Origin of the sequence: Escherichia sp. SCLE84 (genome assembly GCF_012584495.1) — a bacterium.
Classification (GTDB): domain Bacteria; phylum Pseudomonadota; class Gammaproteobacteria; order Enterobacterales; family Enterobacteriaceae; genus ECMA0423.
The window spans coordinates 199,059-216,811 of the sequence record NZ_CP051430.1; the positions used below are offsets into that span (position 1 = coordinate 199,059).

The following is a 17,753-nucleotide window of genomic DNA, read 5'->3' on the forward strand; positions in this document are numbered from 1 at the left end:
GCTGCACTGGTGTTGAATACTATTCACGCCAAATTTTCCTTATTGAGCAACGTCGTCGCAAGTGGCCTCAATGATTTTAGACCATTATCAAAGGTACGGGGCGGCGGGGAGAGATTTAGTGCTGTGAAATATTGTGGTACTGATGAATATTTATATCGCGGATTGGTAGAGAAAAGATTATTTCATGCACTATTTTTGCAAATATTTCTCTATGGGAAGCGTGTTTGTTACGGATTAATTCATAAAGAAATGCATTTGGGTGTTGGTTTGAAGAGTCGCTGGTTGATGTTATTGTGCCAGGAGGGGCAGGGTAAGGTGCTGTATCGATATGCATTGGCAATTGCGTGTGCCGCAGATGGAGATGAAATGCCAATAAAAAAGCCTGAATTCGATGAGGGACGAACTCAGGCTAGTGTTTAGTTTTACAGTAACACGCCGCAGCACGTTGGCTGATTAGAACTGGTAGACTAAGCCCACAGCAACGATATCATCGGTAGCGATGCCGTTGTTTGCGTAGAAGTCATCGTCGTTGTCCAGCAGGTTGATTTTGTAATCAACATAGGTGGACATGTTTTTGTTAAAGTAGTAGGTTGCACCAACCTCAACGTATTTAACCAGATCTTTATTGGTATAATGATAATTACCATTGTTGTACATTTCTTGACCACCTAAATCCTTACCTTTAGATTGGAGGTAAGCAATTGAAGGACGCAGGCCGAAATCAAATTGGTACTGAGCAACAACTTCAAAGTTCTGAGTTTTGTTAGCGATACCACCGCCGCCAAGTTTCCCATCGGCTGAATGAGAGTCGCTGCTACCATAAGCGGTCATATTGCGAGTCTCTGCATACATTGCTGCTAAATATACATTGTTGGCATCGTATTTAGCACCAACAGTCCACGCTTCTGCAGTACCACCACCTGCATAGCTATTACCATAGAAATGATTGCCATCTCCATACCCACGAGCAGCTTGGTTATTGGAACGGTCAGAATTAGAGTAAGCAGCACCCAGACTTAAACCGAAGTCGAAGTCGTAGGAAGTAGACATACCGAAACCATCGCCATTTTCTTTAGCAAGACTACGGCCATCTCCGCTGCCAGATCCTTCTTGGCCAAAGAGACCGTCACTGCCACTTTCATTATTACTCTGATATTGCAGCGCAAAGTTCAAGCCATCAACCTGACCAAAGAAGCCATTGTTACGGTAGGTTGCAACACCGTTGGTACGACCGTTCATGAAATTGTCGGCACCAGCATAGGTATCGCCACCAAATTCTGGCAGCATATCGGTCCATGCTTCGATGTCATATACGACACCGTAGTTACGACCATAATCGAAAGTACCATTCTGACCAAAACCTAAACCTGCGAAAGCCAGACGGGTAGCAGAGTTATCTCCATCGCCTTCTGTGCCATTTGCTTGCAGGTTGTATTCCCACTGACCATAACCAGTGAATTGGTCAGCGATCTGAGTTTCACCTTTGAAACCGATACGGGCATATGACTTGTCGCCATCGTTGCCAGCATCATCAGAGAAGTAGTGCAGGCCCGCTACTTTTCCGTACAAATCCAGTTTATTACCATCTTTATTATAGACTTCAGCCGCATTTGCTGCGCCAGCAACTAATAACGCCGGGACCAGCATTGCCAGAACTTTTCTTTTCATTATGTATTCCCTTGTGATTATAATCTTCATGAATATATCAATAAGTGCCGTTATCCAAAAAAAAGCACATTTGGATACTATTCTATGAAGTTCATTTTATTTTAAGGATTACATGTAACAAATGTATTTAAAAGATTTCAAAATATTTCTAATCTATTTAATATAATTCAGAATTATGAATTCTAAATATAAATATTCATGAAAATTATAAATGTATATCAATATGTTATGAGTTGAGCGGAAACATAGGGGGTATCAATGATTGTTGCGCCAAACGGCTGGTGTGATCAGGCGCACATTAATGAAGGCATAAAAAAAGCCGGCATCATGCCGGCCCAAAAAATATAAACAAGACGATAAAAGGCTAATAACGGAAGCATCATGACACAGAATAATAAAAAGGTATAATTGTAATCAGTGCTAATATATTGATTAAATGAATTAATAAAGCCGATATCAAAGATAAATAAAATCGCTCAAAACGATTTTTCCTGTATTCACTGCCGTTGCGCAAAATTTATCTATTTGTTCAAAAAATGATTGAGTCTTGACTGGCTCATCCAATGTGGAAAAATGTGACTTTTATCACATAATAGTACTAAGTCTGAATTTTCCGGGTTATCTCAAAATGGAATACGGTTCGACAAAGATGGAAGAGAGACTCTCTCGCAGCCCTGGCGGCAAACTGGCTTTGTGGGCTTTCTATACATGGTGTGGCTATTTCGTCTGGGCAATGGCGCGTTACATCTGGGTGATAAGCCGGATCCCCGATGCCCCCGTGTCGGGATTTGAAAGCGATTTAGGCTCTACCGCGGGAAAGTGGTTAGGGGCACTGGTCGGATTTTTATTTATGGCTCTGGTCGGGGCATTGTTAGGCAGCATTGCCTGGTACACCCGACCTTGTCCCGCACGTAGCAGACGCTATGAATAAAAACTGCTAAGGTGGCGACTCTTTGGCAACGGAGCGCGTATGGACTTACAACACTGGCAGGCACAGTTCGAAAACTGGTTGAAAAACCATCATCAGCACCAGGACGCGGCCCATGACGTGTGTCATTTTCGCCGCGTCTGGGCTACGGCACAGAAGCTGGCGGCAGATGACGATGTCGATATGCTGGTGATTTTAACCGCCTGTTATTTTCACGATATTGTGAGCCTGGCGAAAAATCATCCGCAAAGGCAGCGTTCTTCAATCCTGGCGGCAGAAGAGACGCGTCGCCTGCTCCGTGAAGAGTTCGAGCAATTTCCGGCGGAGAAAATCGAGGCCGTTTGTCATGCCATTGCCGCTCACAGTTTCAGCGCGCAAATCGCCCCCTTAACAACGGAAGCTAAAATTGTCCAGGATGCGGATCGGCTGGAAGCCCTGGGGGCGATTGGCCTGGCGCGCGTGTTTGCCGTTTCAGGGGCATTGGGCGTGGCGCTGTTTGATGGTGAAGATCCGTTCGCACAGCATCGCCCGCTTGATGATAAACGCTACGCGCTGGATCATTTCCAGACTAAGTTGCTGAAGCTACCGCAAACCATGCAAACCGCAAGAGGCAAGCAGCTGGCGCAGCACAACGCGCATTTTTTAGTCGAGTTTATGGCGAAGCTCAGTGCCGAACTGGCGGGGGAGAATGAAGGTGTCGATTACAAGGTGATAGATGCGTTTTCATCCGCTGGCTGAGCGCGTGGCCCTAAATGGCTGTAATTATGTTAACCTGTCGGCCATCTCAGATGGCCGGTGAAATCTATGCAGGAAAATATATCAGTAACCGATTCATACAGCACCGGGAATGCCGCACAGGCAATGCTGGAGAAACTGCTGCAAATTTATGATGTTAAAACGTTGGTGGCGCAGCTTAATGGTGTAGGTGAGAATCACTGGAGCGCGGCAATTTTAAAACGTGCGCTGGCGAATGACTCGGCATGGCACCGTTTAAGTGAGAAAGAGTTCGCCCATCTGCAAACGTTATTACCCAAACCACCGGCACATCATCCGCATTATGCGTTTCGCTTTATCGATCTATTCGCCGGAATTGGCGGCATCCGTCGCGGTTTTGAATCGATTGGCGGACAGTGCGTGTTTACCAGCGAATGGAACAAACATGCGGTACGCACTTATAAAGCCAACCATTATTGCGATCCGGCGACGCATCATTTTAATGAAGATATCCGCGACATCACCCTCAGCCATAAAGAAGGCGTGAGTGATGAGGCGGCGGCGGAACATATTCGTCAACACATTCCTGAACACGATGTTTTACTGGCCGGTTTCCCTTGTCAGCCATTTTCGCTGGCTGGCGTATCGAAAAAGAACTCGCTCGGGCGGGCGCACGGTTTTGCCTGCGATACCCAGGGCACGCTGTTTTTTGATGTGGTGCGCATTATCGACTCGCGTCGTCCGGCGATGTTTGTGCTCGAAAACGTCAAAAACCTGAAAAGCCATGACCAGGGTAAAACGTTCCGCATCATCATGCAGACGCTGGACGAACTGGGCTATGACGTGGCTGATGCAGAAGATAACGGGCCAGACGATCCGAAAATCATCGATGGCAAACATTTTCTGCCGCAGCACCGTGAACGCATCGTGCTGGTGGGTTTTCGTCGCGATCTTAATCTGAAAGCCGATTTTACTCTGCGTGATATCAGCGAATGTTTCCCTGCACAGCGAGTGACGCTGGCGCAGCTGTTGGACCCGATGGTCGAGGCGAAATATATCCTGACGCCGGTGCTGTGGAAGTACCTCTATCGATATGCGAAAAAACATCAGGCGCGCGGTAACGGCTTCGGTTATGGAATGGTTTATCCGAACAATCCGCAAAGCGTCACCCGTACGCTGTCTGCGCGTTATTACAAAGATGGCGCGGAAATTTTAATCGATCGCGGCTGGGATATGGCCAAAGGTGAGAAAGACTTTGACGATCCGCAGAATCAGCAACATCGTCCACGTCGGTTAACGCCTCGTGAATGCGCGCGCTTAATGGGTTTTGAAGCGCCGGGAGAAGCGAAATTCCGCATTCCGGTTTCGGACACTCAGGCCTATCGCCAGTTCGGTAACTCGGTGGTCGTGCCGGTCTTTGCCGCGGTGGCAAAACTGCTTGAGCCAAAAATCAAACAGGCGGTGGCGTTGCGTCAGCAAGAGGCACAACATGGCCGACGTTCACGATAAGGCCACTCGCAGCAAAAATATGCGCGCGATTGCCACGCGTGATACGGCGATTGAGAAGCGCCTCGCCAGTCTGTTAACCGGGCAGGGCCTGGCGTTTCGCGTTCAGGACGCCAGTCTGCCCGGACGTCCGGATTTTGTCGTTGATGAATATTGTTGCGTGATATTTACCCACGGCTGCTTCTGGCACCATCATCACTGCTATCTGTTTAAAGTGCCTGCGACTCGAACCGAGTTCTGGCTGGAGAAGATAGGTAAAAATGTTGAGCGCGATCGCCGCGATATCAGTCGCTTGCAGGAACTCGGCTGGCGCGTATTGATTGTCTGGGAGTGCGCGTTACGTGGGCGCGAGAAGCTGACGGATGAAGCGCTTAGCGAGCGTCTGGAAGAGTGGATCTGCGGCGAAGGTGCCAGCGCGCAGATCGACACGCAGGGGATTCATTTACTCGCTTGATGCGTCCTGAATAACTGGCGTAACTACGGGTTTTGCCGGGAAGAGATATTTTCCCAACGTGACCAGTACCACCGCGAAGACAATTACGCCGAGCGCCAGCCATTCAATCTTCGACAGCGTTTCTCCGCCCAGTCCCGTACCCAGCAAGACCGCGACCACCGGGTTAACGTAGGCGTAACTGGTGGCGAGAGCCGGACTGACGTTGCGGATTAAATACATATAAGCGTTAATGGCGATAATCGAACCAAACAGCGCCAGATAGCCGACCGCAAGGAAGCCTGAAAGGGAAGGGAGCGCCGTCAGTTTTTCACCTGCAATCATCGACGCGATCATTAACACCACGCCTGCCGCCAGCATCTCAATCGCACCCGCCATCATCCCTACAGGTAAGGTAATGCGCGAGCCATAAACCGAGCCAAACGCCCAGCTAATCGAGCCGATTAAAATCAGAATCGCGCCCCACGGATTGCCGCTTAAATTTCCACCGCTATTGAGCATGATGATTCCGGCAAGCCCAATGGCAATACCCACCCATTCCAGTTTGCGCGTTTTAATGCCAAACAGGCGGCTGAAGCACAGGGTAAAGAGGGGCACGGTTGCAACCACTACGGCGGCGATGCCGGAAGGAACATTTTGATGTTCGGCAACCGTCACCATGCCATTACCGACAGCCAGCAATAACAGGCCAATCAGCGCGGCATTGAGCAGCGGACGTAGCGGGGGGAGTTTGTGTCCGCGCAGTAGTAAAAATGCCAGCAATAAAATACCGGCTGCCAGGAATCGAACGCCCGCCATCATTAACGGAGGCCAGCTTTCCACGCCAATCCGAATGACAAAATAGGTTGAGCCCCAAATGATATACAACGCAAACAGCGCGCCAAAAAGCGGTAATAACTGGCGGAAACGCATAATCCCTCACGGTGGAAATAAAAAGGTGGTTCATAGTAAACGTGAAAATCATTCTGCTGGCGAGAGATATAATTGCACTTGATTGTTAAAAAAATGTTGACCTGTGAAGCAAGTATCAGAGCTGCCGTTTTTGCTTCATACTTACACCCTTCAACAATAAAAATGAGAGGGAATGCTTTTGGCCGGGAGTAGTTTACTGACGTTGCTCGATGATATCGCCACACTGCTGGACGATATCTCCGTGATGGGCAAACTGGCGGCGAAGAAAACCGCCGGTGTATTAGGGGATGACTTATCGCTCAATGCGCAACAAGTTTCAGGCGTGCGGGCCAACCGGGAACTTCCCGTGGTCTGGGGCGTGGCGAAAGGATCGCTGATTAATAAAGTGATTCTGGTGCCGCTGGCGCTGATCATCAGTGCGTTTATCCCGTGGGCGATTACGCCTCTGTTGATGATTGGTGGCGCGTTTCTCTGCTTTGAAGGAGTAGAGAAAGTGCTGCATATGCTGGAGGCGCGTAAACATAAAGAAGATCCGGCGCAGAGCCAGCAGCGTCTGGAGAAGCTGGCGGCGCAGGATCCGCTGAAGTTTGAAAAGGACAAAATAAAAGGGGCGATTCGTACCGATTTTATATTGTCTGCCGAAATCGTCGCCATCACGCTGGGGATTGTGGCCGAAGCGCCGTTGCTTAATCAGGTGCTGGTGCTTTCAGGCATCGCGCTGGTAGTGACCGTGGGCGTCTACGGTCTGGTAGGGGTTATCGTTAAGATTGATGACCTGGGGTATTGGCTGGCGGAAAAATCCAGCGCGCTGATGCAGGCATTAGGTAAAGGATTATTGATTATCGCGCCCTGGCTGATGAAAGCGTTATCGATTGTCGGCACGCTGGCGATGTTCCTCGTCGGCGGTGGGATTGTGGTACATGGTATTGCGCCGCTGCATCACGCCATTGAACATTTCGCCGGGCAGCAAAGTGCAGTGGTGGCGATGATATTACCGACTGTTTTAAATCTGATTCTTGGATTTATCATCGGCGGCATCGTGGTGCTGGGAGTGAAAGCCGTAGCGAAAATACGCGGTCAGGCACATTAATACTCGCACTGGCTATTATGCAAAATTCGCCATCTTCAACTAAGGTGAACAAGTTTCACTCGAAAAAAGGAGGCGAGTATGAGCTTTATGGTTAGTGAGGAAGTTACGGTTAAAGAGGGCGGCCCGCGGATGATTGTCACCGGATACTCCAGCGGTATGGTTGAGTGTCGTTGGTATGACGGTTACGGGGTCAAGCGGGAAGCTTTTCATGAAACCGAGCTTGTTCCAGGGGAGGGAAGTCGTCCTGCGGAAGAAGTTTGAAAGGGTATCATTAACACCCGACCGGATGTGGCGCTCACGTCGCATCCGGTCGGGTGTGCCAGTGTCTGCACTGAATTGCCTGATGCGACGCTATCGCCAGGTTATGCCAGAATCATAAAAAAGCAGGTTGGGAGTCGTCAGGGTGCAGCACGAGACAAAAATGGAAAACCAGAGCTGGTTGAAAAAACTCGCACGCCGCCTGGGGCCTGGTCATGTCGTTAATCTCTGCTTTATCGTGGTATTGCTTTTTTCCACCTTGCTCACCTGGCGTGAAGTAGTGGTGCTGGAAGATGCCTATATCTCCAGCCAGCGTAATCATCTGGAAAACGTAGCCAACGCGCTCGATAAGCATTTGCAGTATAACGTCGACAAACTGATCTTTTTGCGTAATGGCATGCGCGAAGCTCTCGTAGCGCCACTGGATTTCACCTCTCTGCGTGATGCTGTAACCGAGTTCGAACAGCATCGCGACGAGCACGCCTGGAAAATCGAACTCAACCGACGACGCACCCTGCCAGTCAATGGCGTATCGGATGCATTAGTCAGCGAGGGAAATCTCCTGTCTCGCGAAAATGAAAGCCTCGACAATGAAATTACCGCTGCACTGGAAGTTGGTTACTTGCTGCGACTGGCGCACAACTCCTCGTCGATGGTTGAACAGGCGATGTATGTCTCGCGTGCCGGATTTTACGTTTCGACGCAGCCGACCTTGTTTACGCGCAATGTTCCAACGCGTTATTACGGCTATGTCACCCAACCCTGGTTTATCGGCCATTCACAACGAGAAAATCGTCACCGCGCGGTACGCTGGTTCACTTCGCAACCGGAACACGCCAGCAATACTGAACCGCAGGTTACCGTCAGTGTTCCGGTAGACAGTAATAACTACTGGTATGGCGTGCTGGGGATGAGTATTCCCGTACGTACTATGCAGCAATTTTTAAGAAACGCCATCGATAAAAACCTCGATGGTGAGTATCAGCTCTATGACAGTAAGCTGAGATTTTTGACCTCTTCCAATCCTGACCATCCAACAGGGAATATTTTTGATCCTCGTGAACTGGCCTTGCTGGCGCAGGCAATGGAACATGACACGCGGGGCGGCATTCGTATGGACAGTCGCTATGTTAGCTGGGAACGTCTGGACCATTTCGACGGTGTGCTGGTGCGCGTCCATACGTTAAGCGAAGGCGTGCGCGGCGATTTCGGCAGTATCAGCATTGCATTAACCCTGCTGTGGGCGCTCTTTACCACCATGTTACTCATCTCCTGGTATGTGATTCGCCGGATGGTTAGCAACATGTATGTTCTGCAAAGCTCGTTGCAGTGGCAGGCGTGGCACGACACCTTAACGCGTTTATATAACCGTGGCGCACTGTTCGAAAAAGCCCGTCCGCTCGCGAAAATGTGTCAGACGCACCAACATCCTTTTTCTGTCATTCAGGTCGATCTTGACCATTTCAAAGCGATTAATGACCGCTTTGGTCATCAGGCGGGCGACCGTGTTCTTTCTCATGCTGCCGGATTAATTAGCAGTTCCTTGCGTGCGCAGGACGTTGCCGGGCGGGTCGGTGGTGAGGAGTTTTGTGTGATTCTGCCAGGCGCGAGTCTGACGGAGGCTGCGGAAGTCGCAGAACGTATTCGCCTGAAGTTAAATGAAAAAGAGATGTTGATTGCTAAGAGTACGACGATACGCATCAGTGCCTCGTTGGGGGTAAGTAGCAGCGAGGAAACCGGTGATTATGATTTTGAACAACTCCAGTCACTGGCTGACCGTCGGCTTTATCTCGCTAAACAGGCCGGGCGTAATCGGGTATGCGCGAGCGATAACGCTTAACGAGCGGAGAAAAAATGGTCCAGCCCTTCACGCCAGCCTTCCGGTCCTTCACGCTGCGTTCGCCAGACGCGGGTCGGATCCTCATCATGCAGATGCACCCCTTCACGGTTTAGCCCTTTCACAATCACCGCGTAATCCATTACCTCCAGTAAGGGCGCATCGTTTGGCCCATCGCCCAGGCCAAGTGTGGTTGGGCGTTTGCCTGATAATTGTTGATAGGTCGCGATAATCCAGTTGGCGGCCTGATCTTTTCCGGCAGAGGCATCCAGGACGTGCCAGAAGCGCGCACCCTGCATAAACTGTAAGCCCAGTTCGTTCAGACGAGCGGTAAATTGTGCCATACGCTCGTCACTGTCGCGCCAGATTAGCGTTACCGACGCCTCATGCAGCTGCGTCAGCGCCGCCTGGCTACGGCTTAATCCCGTCCATTCGGCGATGGTTGCATCGTCGACATCATCGAAAGTCGTGAATTTAAAATGTTCTTTCTCGCGTAGCGTATTTAAAACCTGGCTGATTTCGCCATGGCTAATACCTGAGATGATGCGTGGAAAACCGTCTATATCCTGCCATTGTTCAGCAAGCTGGATCACTGCGCCATTTTCGGCAATCAGTGGTAACCCTTGTAGCCCCAACGTTTTTTGCAAGTACAGCATTTCCGCTGAAGTTTTACTGCTACAGAGAATGACGGGAACATTCGCTTCGCGTAAACGGCTGAGCCAGGGGGCAGCCGGTTGCCAGTCATAACTATGACTGTCCAGCAGGGTGCCATCAAGATCGCTAAAAACCAGTAGTGGTTGTTGAATTGAAAACATGGTCGCGCAGTTCTCCCCTTACCAGGATGATTCTCAAAACAGCACAAATAATCAAAGATGATTTTTTCGGGAGCGATCCCGTTGACGCCAGAGCCACCAAGGGGTGACGCACGTCACATTTCTATTCATAAGTAGCGTTAATCATTCATATCGCGAATATTTTCTTGTCAGCGAAAAAAATTGCGGATAAGGTGATGAACACATCAGATTTCCTGGTGTAACGAATTTTTTAAGTGCTTCTTGCTTAAGCAAGTTTCATCCCGACCCCCTCAGGGTCGGGATTTTTTTATTGTGCATTCAACGATTCACTTCAGAGACGCTGAAGTCATGAATATCCAGTTCGAAGGCATCCGCCAATTCACGCCATGTATGATATTCACGTCCATCGACGCTAACGTGTTCAGAATCGTTCTGGCTGCGATGAACTTCGCTTTCGCTAATTTCATTGATCGCCGCCAGCAGGGCATCGACATCGACGCTGACCTCACGTTTTGCGGTATCGCTGTACTCTTTTGCGGTTTTCATCATCTTTCCTCGCAACCGTTACTCTGTTGTTGCCGCCAGTCGTTAAGTCCGCCTGGCATCTCTTAAGTATAGACCGTCGAGAAAATCAGCACTCGCGCGCGCCTGGCGCTGCCAGAAAAACGAAATTGTTCTACACTGGCACAAAGCCACAGGAGGAAAACGATGAAGGTGAATGATCGGGTAACAGTCAAAACGGATGGCGGTCCGCGTCGTCCTGGCGTGGTACTGGCAGTTGAGGAGTTTAGTGAAGGCACAATGTACCTGGTTTCGCTGGAAGACTACCCGCTCGGCATCTGGTTCTTTAATGAAGCAGGGCATCAGGACGGTATCTTTGTGGAGAAAGCAGAGTAATCTTATTCAGCCTGACTGGTGGGAAACCACCAGTCAGAATGTGTTAGCGCATGTTGACAAAAATACCATTAGTCACATTATCCGTCAGTCGGACGACATGGTAGATAACCTGTTTATTATGCGTTTTGATCTTACGTTTAATATTACCTTTATGCGATGAAACGGTCTTGGCTTTGATATTCATTTGGTCAGAGATTTGAATGGTTCCCTGACCTGCCATCCACATTCGCAACATACTCGATTCGGTTCGGCTCAATGATAACGTCGGCATATTTAAAAAAGAGGTTATCGTTGTCTCTTTTTTCAGAATATCGCCAAGGATATCGTCGAGAGATTCCGGTTTAATCGATTTAGAACTGATCAATAAATTTTTTCTGACCAATAGATATTCATCAAAATGAACATTGGCAATTGCCATAAAAACGATAAATAACGTATTGGGATGTTGATTAATGATGTGCTTGATGCGCTGACTGTTAGAAGCATCATGGATGAAACAGTCCTCATTAATAAACACCACTGAAGGGCGCTGTGAATCACAAGCTATGGCAAGGTCATCAACGGTTTCAATGTCGTTGATTTCTCTTTTTTTAACCCCTCTACTCAACAGATACCCGGTTAAACCTAGTCGGGTGTAACTACATAAATCCATAATAATCGTTGACATGGCATACCCTCACTCAATGCGTAACGATAATTCCCCTTACCTGAATATTTCATCATGACTAAACGGAACAACATGGGTCACCTAATGCGCCACTCTCGCGATTTTTCAGGCGGACTTACTATCCCGTAAAGTGTTGTATAATTTGCCTGGAATTGTCTTAAAGTAAAGTAAATGTTGCGATATGTGAGTGAGCTTAAAACAAATATTTCGCCACAGGAGTATCCTGGAAGATGTTCGCAGGTATTATTTTTCGGATAATCCTTAGGATAACATGATAAACGTTACGGAATTATATTAATGGCAATTCACTAATAATATCAGCCAGCAAATTAAAAATTTCACTGAATAAATGTTCGCAAAAAGGCGCAATTAACGGCATTAATGCCGCCATTAAAGAGATACCGACAGTCAGAGTTAATGGAAATCCAATAACAAAAATGGATAATTGCGGGGCCATACGATTCAGTAAACCTAATGCCAGATTCAGGGTCAGCAGCAGAGTAATGAGCGGTAACGCCAGCATCAGCCCGTTAAGGAAAATCAAACTCCCCGCTTTGGTGAGTGCCAGAAACGCATTGCTGTTCAACGGTTCGCCACCAATTGGCAGGGTGTGAAAGGTATCGACCAGCAGTGAAATCAACCATAAATGACCGTTAAATGTCAGGAACAGCAGTAACGCCAGCATATCCATGATACGGGCTAGAACGGGCATATTTAGATGGCTGGCCGGATCGACAAACGTCGCAAATGACAGCCCCATTTGCAGACCGATAATTTCGCCAGCGGTTCGCACAGCGGCAAAGGCAAATTGCATGGTGAAACCAAGCGCAATGCCGATCAGGATCTGCTGCACGGCCAGCCACAGAGCAAAGAACGAAAAAACAGGAACATCGTTGGCAGGTAATGATGGGGCAATAGCGAACGTGATCATCATTGCCAGACCCAGTTTTACCCGTTTCGGCACGCTGCGTTCGCTCAGAATTGGCGCGGTAGAAATGAGCGCCAGCACGCGCAGTAACGGCCAGAAGTACAGACTTAGCCAGGAAAGCCATTGATCGCTTGTCACCTGCATCATTGTACGGGCTACCCGATGATATACGGCAGGTTAGTGAACAAGGTGCGGACGTAATCCAGCAACAGATTGAGCATCCACGGTCCGGCAATAATAATGGCAATAAATACGGCGATGATTTTTGGAATAAACGACAGCGTCATTTCGTTGATCTGCGTGGCGGCCTGCAAAATACTGATGATAAGGCCCGTGACCAGCGCCACCAGCAACAGCGGGGCAGCCAGTGCCAGCGCGACTTTCATCGCTTCAGTCCCCATCATCATGACCGATTCAGGTGTCATTTTGCCTCTCTAGCTGTAAAAGCTCTGCGCCAGCGAACCGACCAGCAATTGCCAGCCATCCACCAGTACAAACAGCATCAGTTTAAAGGGCAGAGCAATGGTGGCGGGGGGGACCATCATCATCCCCAATGCCATCAACACGCTGGCAATCACCAGGTCGATAATCAAAAAAGGGATGAAAATCGTGAAGCCTATCTGAAATGCGGTTTTCAACTCGCTGGTCACGTAGGCCGGGAGTAAAATGCGCATCGGCACGGCTTCAGGTCCCTGCAACGGGCCAGTATTCGCCAGTCTGGCAAACAACCCTAAATCCGCCTCACGGGTCTGACGCAGCATAAACTCACGCAGCGGCTGCGCCCCTTTTTCCAGCGCCTCCTGCATTGATATTTTCTCTTCGCTGAATGGCTGGTACGCATCGACATAAATTTTGTCGATCACCGGTGACATAATAAAAAAGGTCAAAAATAGTGCCAGCCCCAGCAATACCTGGTTAGGTGGCGCGGAGGGCGTTCCCAGCGCGTTACGCAATAAACCAAAAACAATGATGATGCGGGTGAAACTGGTCATCATCAGTAAAATTGCCGGAATAAACGTCAACGAGGTGATGAACACCAGCGTCTGCACCGGGAGCGACCAGCTTTGTCCACCGCCAGGCAGCGGCTGGCTGGTGATACCCGGCAGTTGCGCGAAGGCGAGGGGCGTAACCAGCCAGAGAAGGACAGGTGCGACAGACAACAAACGACGCATCAGGATCTCCCGCTACGCTTAAGCAAGTTTTTCATGACCGACTGAAAATCGGGCTGCGGTATCTCTTCCGTTGGTGCTGAAGGGGGAAGTTTATGCAGCAGATTGATTTGCCCTGCGGTAACGCCGAGCACCAGCCGTGCATCTTCCACATCGACCACCACAACCCGTTCACGCGCGCCCAGCGAAGCACTGGCGCTAATTTTCAGACCGTTAACGCCAGTGCGTTTCGGGGCAAATCCCAACCGTTTTACCAGCCAGGCAGCAGCGAGGATCAGGGCAATAATGGCGATGAGTGCGCCGCTGACCTGCAGCAGTGGCGCAGCAGAAACCGGCGTGGAAGATTGCACAGTAGCGTGGTTATTCATCACTAACGGCTCAGGCGACGCATTCGCTCAGACGGAGTAATGATATCGGTGATCCGCACGCCATATTTATCGGCAACGACCACCACTTCGCCCTGGGCGATTAAATAACCGTTGATCAGAATATCCAGTGGTTCGCCCGCCAGACCGTCCAGCGCCACGACGGACCCTTGCGTCAGACGCAACAGCTCTTTGATGGTCATCCGCGTACGGCCCAGCTCGACGGTCAGCTTGACCGGAATATCCATTATCAGGTCGATATCCTGCAACGTTCCGCTGACATCACCACCGCCAAATTGCTGGAACACCGCGTCGGCATCGCTTTTGCTGCTGGTTGATTTTTGTTCGCTCAACGCTTCAGCCCACAGATCGTCCATTGCGCCGTTGTTGTCATCGGCCGGATTATTCATGTCACTCATTTGGGCTGTTCCTCGTTCAGAGAATTTAAAATCGGGTTAATCAAATGTTCTATCCGTAACGCATACTGACCGTTGAGAGTGCCGTACTGACTGGTCAGTACCGGAACGCCGTCAACATGAGCGATGATGCGATCGGGTTTTTCTATCGGCAGGACGTCGCCGGGTTTCAGTTTTAAAATCTGCGACAGGCGTAGCGAGATATCGGCAAAGTTGGCGACCAGCTCCAGCTGTGAATGCTGCACCTGGCGCACCAGGTTATCGCGCCAGTTCTGATCTTCATTACGCGAGTTTTCCAGCGGCGGGTTAACCAACAATTCCCGTAGCGGCTCGATCATGCTGAATGGCAGACAGATATTAAATTCGCCGGTCAGGTTGCCAATCTCCACATGGAACGGCGTGTTAACCACAATGTCGTTCGGCGAGGTGGTGATATTGGTAAATTTCACCTGCATTTCCGAACGCACGTACTCAACTTCCAGCGGATTAATCGCCTTCCAGGCGTCGCTATAGCCTTCAAGCGCCAGCTTTAACATGCGGTTGATGACGCGCTGTTCGGTATGGGTAAACTCGCGACCTTCCACTTTGGTCGGGAAGCGTCCATCGCCGCCAAACAGGTTATCCACGGCGATAAACACCAGACTCGGTGAAAACACCACCAGCCCTGTGCCGCGCAGCGGTTTCAGATGGATAAGGTTCAGGTTGGTTGGCACCGGCAGGTTGCGGGCAAATTCATGGTACGGCTGAATGCGGATGGCCCCGACGGTTATATCCGGGCTACGACGCAGCAGGTTGAACAGCCCCATACGAAAATGGCGGGCAAAGCGCTCATTAATGATTTCCAGCGCCTGCAAACGTTCGCGCACAACCCGTCGTTGGGTATTCGGATCGTACGGACGAATGTCACTTTCGCCGCTAACACTGGCTGTCGGTTCGTCTTTGACTTCGCTGTCACCATTCAACAGCGCATCAATTTCAGCTTGAGAAAGAATACTATCGCCCATGTCGTTATCGCAGAATAAAAGCGGTATACAGCACGTCGGTGACATCCTGTTTCGGTTGCCCGGCAACAAGCGGGGTGGAAAGCGTGGTTTTAATCTCGGCAATCAGGTTTTTCTTGCCTTCTTCTGTCGCCAGTACGGCAGCATCCTGACGCGAAAACAGTAACAGCAAACGGCTACGGACTTCCGGCAAATACTCACTCAGCCGCGAGCGGGTAGCTTCATCTTTCAGGCGCAGGGTTATGCCGATATAAAGTACGCGATCTGCATCGCCCAGATTGACCGTAAAGGTATCCAGCGCATAAAAGACCGGGGAGGGCACGACGCGTTGCTGCGCTTTGTCTTCAGCGGCAACCTGATGCGAATGCCAGTAGCTGTAACCTGCGCTGGCACAGGCCGCGAGAGTAATGAATACCAGAATCTGGATCCAAAGCGATCGCTTGCTTTTCTTGCTTATCGCGTAATCAGTCATGTGTTGCGGTCTTCCTGTGTCGCTACTGCTTATCGGCTAATTATCCTGCGTCTTGAGCGCAACAAAGCGGGGAAAAGACGCGGATTACGGTGCTACCTCTGACGTTAGGCGAAAATATCAACGCCGCTGTTGCCTGTTACGCGCCCTTGTAAAGAGACGGGAACCGGAAGCGTATCGTCTTCTTCCCCCGCCAGAGGTTCATGGTTTACTGTGCGTTGGCTTTGCTGTTGTTGGGAAGCGGCCTGCTGCTGACCACTAAAGCTTTCGCCACTGATGTTGCTTTGCCCTAACTGAATGCCACTTTCGGCCAGCTGCGTACGCAGTACCGGCAGCGCTGCTTCCAGGGCGGCGCGTACATGCTGATGCGGTGAAACCATCTGGATTTGTGCCTGGTTATCATCCACTTTGAGGGAGATTTGCACTTCACCTAAATCCTGCGGGTGCAGACGCAACTCTGCACTTTGTTGCCCCTGGCGGGTGAACAGCGAAATATGCTGGCTTAATGATTGTTGCCATTCGTGAGAACCCAGCGGTGCACTCAACACAGGCGCGGCGACGGTGGGCAGTGGCTGTGTCTGGTGTGGAGTAATTAGCGGGCTGGCGGCAGCGGTCACCGGTGACGGTGTGCTGATGACTTCCGCTTTACTCTGGGCTTCTGCTACCAGCGGTGTTAATGGCTGAGCTGGCGTGCCAGGGGCATCATCAGGCTGTGCTGTTGTGAGTTGCGCAGAAGTCAGTTTTGTGAAGAGCGTTGGTTTCTCTGTCGGTAACACGGTTGACGGCGCATCAGTCACTTTGGGCGTATTGTCAAAACCCGGCAACATCGCAAAAAGGGCGCTCAGGCTTGCGGTGACGTCTTCATTCAGATCATCCGCTTTTTCGTCTTTTGCCGTATTGTTGCCAGCCACCGCAGCCAACGTCATCGTTTGAGCGGTGGTTAATGGTGTTGATGTGGATTGTTCGTCGTTGATGACAGGCGGTGTTTCATCCACAGGGATCAGTAAATCCGCTTGTTGCGCATCGGCAAGAATCTCGCTGACCAGCGGCTCGCCTTTTGTCGTGGGCTTATCTGTTGCCACCAGCAACTGGGGGGCCGCTTTGTCGGTAGTTGTCTCGCCTGCTAATGCTTCGCTCAACAACGCGAGAAAATCTTGTGCAGCATCGCTGGCTTTGCCGCCAGGCAATGTGGTGGTGTCAACGTCGGCGGTAATCAAGGGCGCTAAGCGAATCATTCAGGTTTCCTCATGGCGGCGCGCTGGGCGAACTCATCCATCTTTTTCTGATCGAGGCGGTTTTCTACAAGCAGTGCCGCCGTGGATTGCCGTTCCTGCAGTGTCTGCCAGGCCTGCAAACGTTGTTTCTTTTCTCGCCAGCTGTTCAGGGCAATGTCAACTTTCTGCGTCCACTGATTAAGTTGCTGGCGATGCTGAGTAATGGCTTTTTCCAACGTCTGGATAAACTGCTGATAGTTGATCCAGCGGTTGCTGGTCATCCCGGCACTCATATCGCTGTTGAGGTTATTGCGATATTCATTCTGATAATCGATCAGCATTTTGAGCTGTTCTTCCGCCTGCTGACACCCGCGACGCATTTCACCCAGCAGGCGCGCGGCATCCTCTACCTCTTTTTCTGCCAGATCTTTCAGGGTCGCCAGCGCGCCATGTTCTGCCATCTGCCGTT

Annotated in this window: 23 protein-coding genes; 9 read left to right on the top strand and 14 right to left on the bottom strand. The window is 50.2% G+C overall.

Annotated features, from left to right (window positions below):
* Nucleotides 1-9 precede the first annotated feature (9 nt).
* Nucleotides 10-420 carry a hypothetical protein gene (locus tag HGD79_RS26465; RefSeq protein WP_247653384.1) on the top strand — a complete coding sequence of 137 codons (411 nt, stop codon included), beginning with the start codon at nt 10-12 and terminating at the stop codon, nt 418-420.
* Nucleotides 421-453: 33 nt separating this feature from the next.
* Here the strand turns inward: HGD79_RS26465 and ompC are convergent, their stop codons facing one another.
* Entirely contained in the window at nt 454-1,668 is a 1,215-nt protein-coding gene (gene ompC / locus HGD79_RS01025; RefSeq protein ID WP_168848254.1) for a porin OmpC, read from the bottom strand.
* Nucleotides 1,669-2,317: 649 nt separating this feature from the next.
* Here ompC and drpB point away from each other — a divergent pair.
* From drpB to vsr, 4 genes are all read left to right on the top strand, one after another.
* Nucleotides 2,318-2,599, top strand: a complete 282-nt coding sequence (drpB, locus tag HGD79_RS01030; protein WP_247653393.1) for a cell division protein DrpB — start codon at nt 2,318-2,320, stop codon at nt 2,597-2,599.
* Nucleotides 2,600-2,638: 39 nt separating this feature from the next.
* Nucleotides 2,639-3,334: a phosphohydrolase gene (locus tag HGD79_RS01035; protein ID WP_054626318.1), complete on the top strand. Its 696-nt coding sequence runs from the start codon at nt 2,639-2,641 to the stop codon at nt 3,332-3,334.
* 66 nt (nt 3,335-3,400) lie between these two features.
* Nucleotides 3,401-4,819 (top strand): DNA-cytosine methyltransferase, encoded by a 1,419-nt coding sequence (gene dcm, locus HGD79_RS01040; RefSeq protein WP_001157252.1) that lies wholly within the window; start codon nt 3,401-3,403, stop codon nt 4,817-4,819.
* Nucleotides 4,800-5,270, top strand: a complete 471-nt coding sequence (vsr, locus tag HGD79_RS01045; protein WP_000785994.1) for a VSPR family DNA mismatch endonuclease — start codon at nt 4,800-4,802, stop codon at nt 5,268-5,270. Before dcm ends, vsr begins: the two co-directional genes overlap by 20 nt.
* On the opposite strand, the gene yedA is transcribed toward vsr, so the two are convergent.
* Complete coding sequence (gene yedA / locus HGD79_RS01050; protein ID WP_001212228.1) at nt 5,259-6,179, bottom strand: drug/metabolite exporter YedA; 921 nt, start codon at nt 6,177-6,179, stop codon at nt 5,259-5,261. The genes vsr and yedA overlap by 12 nt on opposite strands.
* A gap of 172 nt (nt 6,180-6,351) precedes the next feature.
* Here yedA and HGD79_RS01055 point away from each other — a divergent pair, with 172 nt between their 5' ends.
* The 3 genes from HGD79_RS01055 (at nt 6,352) to dgcQ (ending at nt 9,367) form a co-directional block, all read left to right on the top strand.
* Nucleotides 6,352-7,269 carry a DUF808 domain-containing protein gene (locus tag HGD79_RS01055; protein WP_000922682.1) on the top strand — a complete coding sequence of 306 codons (918 nt, stop codon included), beginning with the start codon at nt 6,352-6,354 and terminating at the stop codon, nt 7,267-7,269.
* Between the two features lie 78 nt (nt 7,270-7,347).
* A complete protein-coding gene (locus HGD79_RS01060; protein WP_000009306.1) occupies nt 7,348-7,530 on the top strand; it encodes a DUF2158 domain-containing protein in 183 nt (60 codons plus the stop codon).
* 142 nt (nt 7,531-7,672) lie between these two features.
* Entirely contained in the window at nt 7,673-9,367 is a 1,695-nt protein-coding gene (gene dgcQ, locus HGD79_RS01065; RefSeq protein WP_021293342.1) for a cellulose biosynthesis regulator diguanylate cyclase DgcQ, read from the top strand.
* On the opposite strand, the gene HGD79_RS01070 is transcribed toward dgcQ, so the two are convergent.
* Nucleotides 9,364-10,179 carry a mannosyl-3-phosphoglycerate phosphatase-related protein gene (locus HGD79_RS01070; protein WP_000491501.1) on the bottom strand — a complete coding sequence of 272 codons (816 nt, stop codon included), beginning with the start codon at nt 10,177-10,179 and terminating at the stop codon, nt 9,364-9,366. The two genes, dgcQ and HGD79_RS01070, sit on opposite strands and share 4 nt — an antisense overlap.
* A gap of 297 nt (nt 10,180-10,476) precedes the next feature.
* Complete coding sequence (gene yodD / locus HGD79_RS01075) at nt 10,477-10,704, bottom strand: peroxide/acid resistance protein YodD (protein WP_000844800.1); 228 nt, start codon at nt 10,702-10,704, stop codon at nt 10,477-10,479.
* A 162-nt stretch (nt 10,705-10,866) separates the two neighbouring features.
* Between yodD and dsrB the strand changes: the two genes are divergently transcribed.
* Nucleotides 10,867-11,055: a protein DsrB gene (gene dsrB, locus HGD79_RS01080; protein WP_000867217.1), complete on the top strand. Its 189-nt coding sequence runs from the start codon at nt 10,867-10,869 to the stop codon at nt 11,053-11,055.
* A gap of 43 nt (nt 11,056-11,098) precedes the next feature.
* On the opposite strand, the gene rcsA is transcribed toward dsrB, so the two are convergent.
* The 10 genes from rcsA to fliJ all read right to left on the bottom strand — a co-directional run bounded on the left by rcsA (nt 11,099) and on the right by fliJ (nt 17,745).
* Entirely contained in the window at nt 11,099-11,722 is a 624-nt protein-coding gene (gene rcsA, locus HGD79_RS01085; RefSeq protein WP_000103994.1) for a transcriptional regulator RcsA, read from the bottom strand.
* Between the two features lie 289 nt (nt 11,723-12,011).
* Nucleotides 12,012-12,797 carry a flagellar biosynthetic protein FliR gene (fliR, locus tag HGD79_RS01090; protein ID WP_000983976.1) on the bottom strand — a complete coding sequence of 262 codons (786 nt, stop codon included), beginning with the start codon at nt 12,795-12,797 and terminating at the stop codon, nt 12,012-12,014.
* Between the two features lie 8 nt (nt 12,798-12,805).
* Nucleotides 12,806-13,075 carry a flagellar biosynthesis protein FliQ gene (fliQ, locus tag HGD79_RS01095; RefSeq protein WP_000187358.1) on the bottom strand — a complete coding sequence of 90 codons (270 nt, stop codon included), beginning with the start codon at nt 13,073-13,075 and terminating at the stop codon, nt 12,806-12,808.
* Between the two features lie 9 nt (nt 13,076-13,084).
* Entirely contained in the window at nt 13,085-13,822 is a 738-nt protein-coding gene (fliP, locus tag HGD79_RS01100) for a flagellar type III secretion system pore protein FliP (protein WP_001253450.1), read from the bottom strand.
* Nucleotides 13,822-14,187 carry a flagellar biosynthetic protein FliO gene (gene fliO / locus HGD79_RS01105; RefSeq protein ID WP_021562270.1) on the bottom strand — a complete coding sequence of 122 codons (366 nt, stop codon included), beginning with the start codon at nt 14,185-14,187 and terminating at the stop codon, nt 13,822-13,824. Before fliO ends, fliP begins: the two co-directional genes overlap by 1 nt.
* Before the next feature lie 2 nt (nt 14,188-14,189).
* A complete protein-coding gene (gene fliN, locus HGD79_RS01110; RefSeq protein WP_139496433.1) occupies nt 14,190-14,603 on the bottom strand; it encodes a flagellar motor switch protein FliN in 414 nt (137 codons plus the stop codon).
* Nucleotides 14,600-15,604 carry a flagellar motor switch protein FliM gene (fliM, locus tag HGD79_RS01115; RefSeq protein ID WP_001295641.1) on the bottom strand — a complete coding sequence of 335 codons (1,005 nt, stop codon included), beginning with the start codon at nt 15,602-15,604 and terminating at the stop codon, nt 14,600-14,602. The genes fliN and fliM overlap by 4 nt, the downstream gene beginning before the upstream one ends.
* Before the next feature lie 4 nt (nt 15,605-15,608).
* Nucleotides 15,609-16,073, bottom strand: coding sequence for a flagellar basal body-associated protein FliL (fliL, locus tag HGD79_RS01120; protein ID WP_000133124.1), 465 nt, complete (start codon nt 16,071-16,073; stop codon nt 15,609-15,611).
* 104 nt (nt 16,074-16,177) lie between these two features.
* Entirely contained in the window at nt 16,178-17,305 is a 1,128-nt protein-coding gene (locus HGD79_RS01125; protein WP_000620091.1) for a flagellar hook-length control protein FliK, read from the bottom strand.
* Complete coding sequence (fliJ, locus tag HGD79_RS01130; protein ID WP_000807587.1) at nt 17,302-17,745, bottom strand: flagellar export protein FliJ; 444 nt, start codon at nt 17,743-17,745, stop codon at nt 17,302-17,304. Before fliJ ends, HGD79_RS01125 begins: the two co-directional genes overlap by 4 nt.
* Nucleotides 17,746-17,753: the final 8 nt, after the last annotated feature.

Excerpts from the sequence above, each read along its gene's own strand:
- HGD79_RS01060 (WP_000009306.1), top strand. The coding sequence starts at position 7,348 with ATGAGCTTTATGGTTAGTGAGGAAGTTACGGTTAAAGAGGGCGGCCCG.
- rcsA (WP_000103994.1), bottom strand. The coding sequence starts at position 11,722 with ATGTCAACGATTATTATGGATTTATGTAGTTACACCCGACTAGGTTTA.
- fliP (WP_001253450.1), bottom strand. The coding sequence starts at position 13,822 with ATGCGTCGTTTGTTGTCTGTCGCACCTGTCCTTCTCTGGCTGGTTACG.
- HGD79_RS01125 (WP_000620091.1), bottom strand. The coding sequence starts at position 17,305 with ATGATTCGCTTAGCGCCCTTGATTACCGCCGACGTTGACACCACCACA.
- fliL (WP_000133124.1), bottom strand. The coding sequence starts at position 16,073 with ATGACTGATTACGCGATAAGCAAGAAAAGCAAGCGATCGCTTTGGATC.
- yodD (WP_000844800.1), bottom strand. The coding sequence starts at position 10,704 with ATGAAAACCGCAAAAGAGTACAGCGATACCGCAAAACGTGAGGTCAGC.
- HGD79_RS01035 (WP_054626318.1), top strand. The coding sequence starts at position 2,639 with ATGGACTTACAACACTGGCAGGCACAGTTCGAAAACTGGTTGAAAAAC.
- fliQ (WP_000187358.1), bottom strand. The coding sequence starts at position 13,075 with ATGACACCTGAATCGGTCATGATGATGGGGACTGAAGCGATGAAAGTC.
- vsr (WP_000785994.1), top strand. The coding sequence starts at position 4,800 with ATGGCCGACGTTCACGATAAGGCCACTCGCAGCAAAAATATGCGCGCG.
- HGD79_RS01070 (WP_000491501.1), bottom strand. The coding sequence starts at position 10,179 with ATGTTTTCAATTCAACAACCACTACTGGTTTTTAGCGATCTTGATGGC.
- ompC (WP_168848254.1), bottom strand. The coding sequence starts at position 1,668 with ATGAAAAGAAAAGTTCTGGCAATGCTGGTCCCGGCGTTATTAGTTGCT.
- fliN (WP_139496433.1), bottom strand. The coding sequence starts at position 14,603 with ATGAGTGACATGAATAATCCGGCCGATGACAACAACGGCGCAATGGAC.
- dsrB (WP_000867217.1), top strand. The coding sequence starts at position 10,867 with ATGAAGGTGAATGATCGGGTAACAGTCAAAACGGATGGCGGTCCGCGT.
- fliR (WP_000983976.1), bottom strand. The coding sequence starts at position 12,797 with ATGATGCAGGTGACAAGCGATCAATGGCTTTCCTGGCTAAGTCTGTAC.
- yedA (WP_001212228.1), bottom strand. The coding sequence starts at position 6,179 with ATGCGTTTCCGCCAGTTATTACCGCTTTTTGGCGCGCTGTTTGCGTTG.
- fliO (WP_021562270.1), bottom strand. The coding sequence starts at position 14,187 with ATGAATAACCACGCTACTGTGCAATCTTCCACGCCGGTTTCTGCTGCG.
- fliM (WP_001295641.1), bottom strand. The coding sequence starts at position 15,604 with ATGGGCGATAGTATTCTTTCTCAAGCTGAAATTGATGCGCTGTTGAAT.
- fliJ (WP_000807587.1), bottom strand. The coding sequence starts at position 17,745 with ATGGCAGAACATGGCGCGCTGGCGACCCTGAAAGATCTGGCAGAAAAA.
- drpB (WP_247653393.1), top strand. The coding sequence starts at position 2,318 with ATGGAAGAGAGACTCTCTCGCAGCCCTGGCGGCAAACTGGCTTTGTGG.
- HGD79_RS01055 (WP_000922682.1), top strand. The coding sequence starts at position 6,352 with ATGCTTTTGGCCGGGAGTAGTTTACTGACGTTGCTCGATGATATCGCC.
- dcm (WP_001157252.1), top strand. The coding sequence starts at position 3,401 with ATGCAGGAAAATATATCAGTAACCGATTCATACAGCACCGGGAATGCC.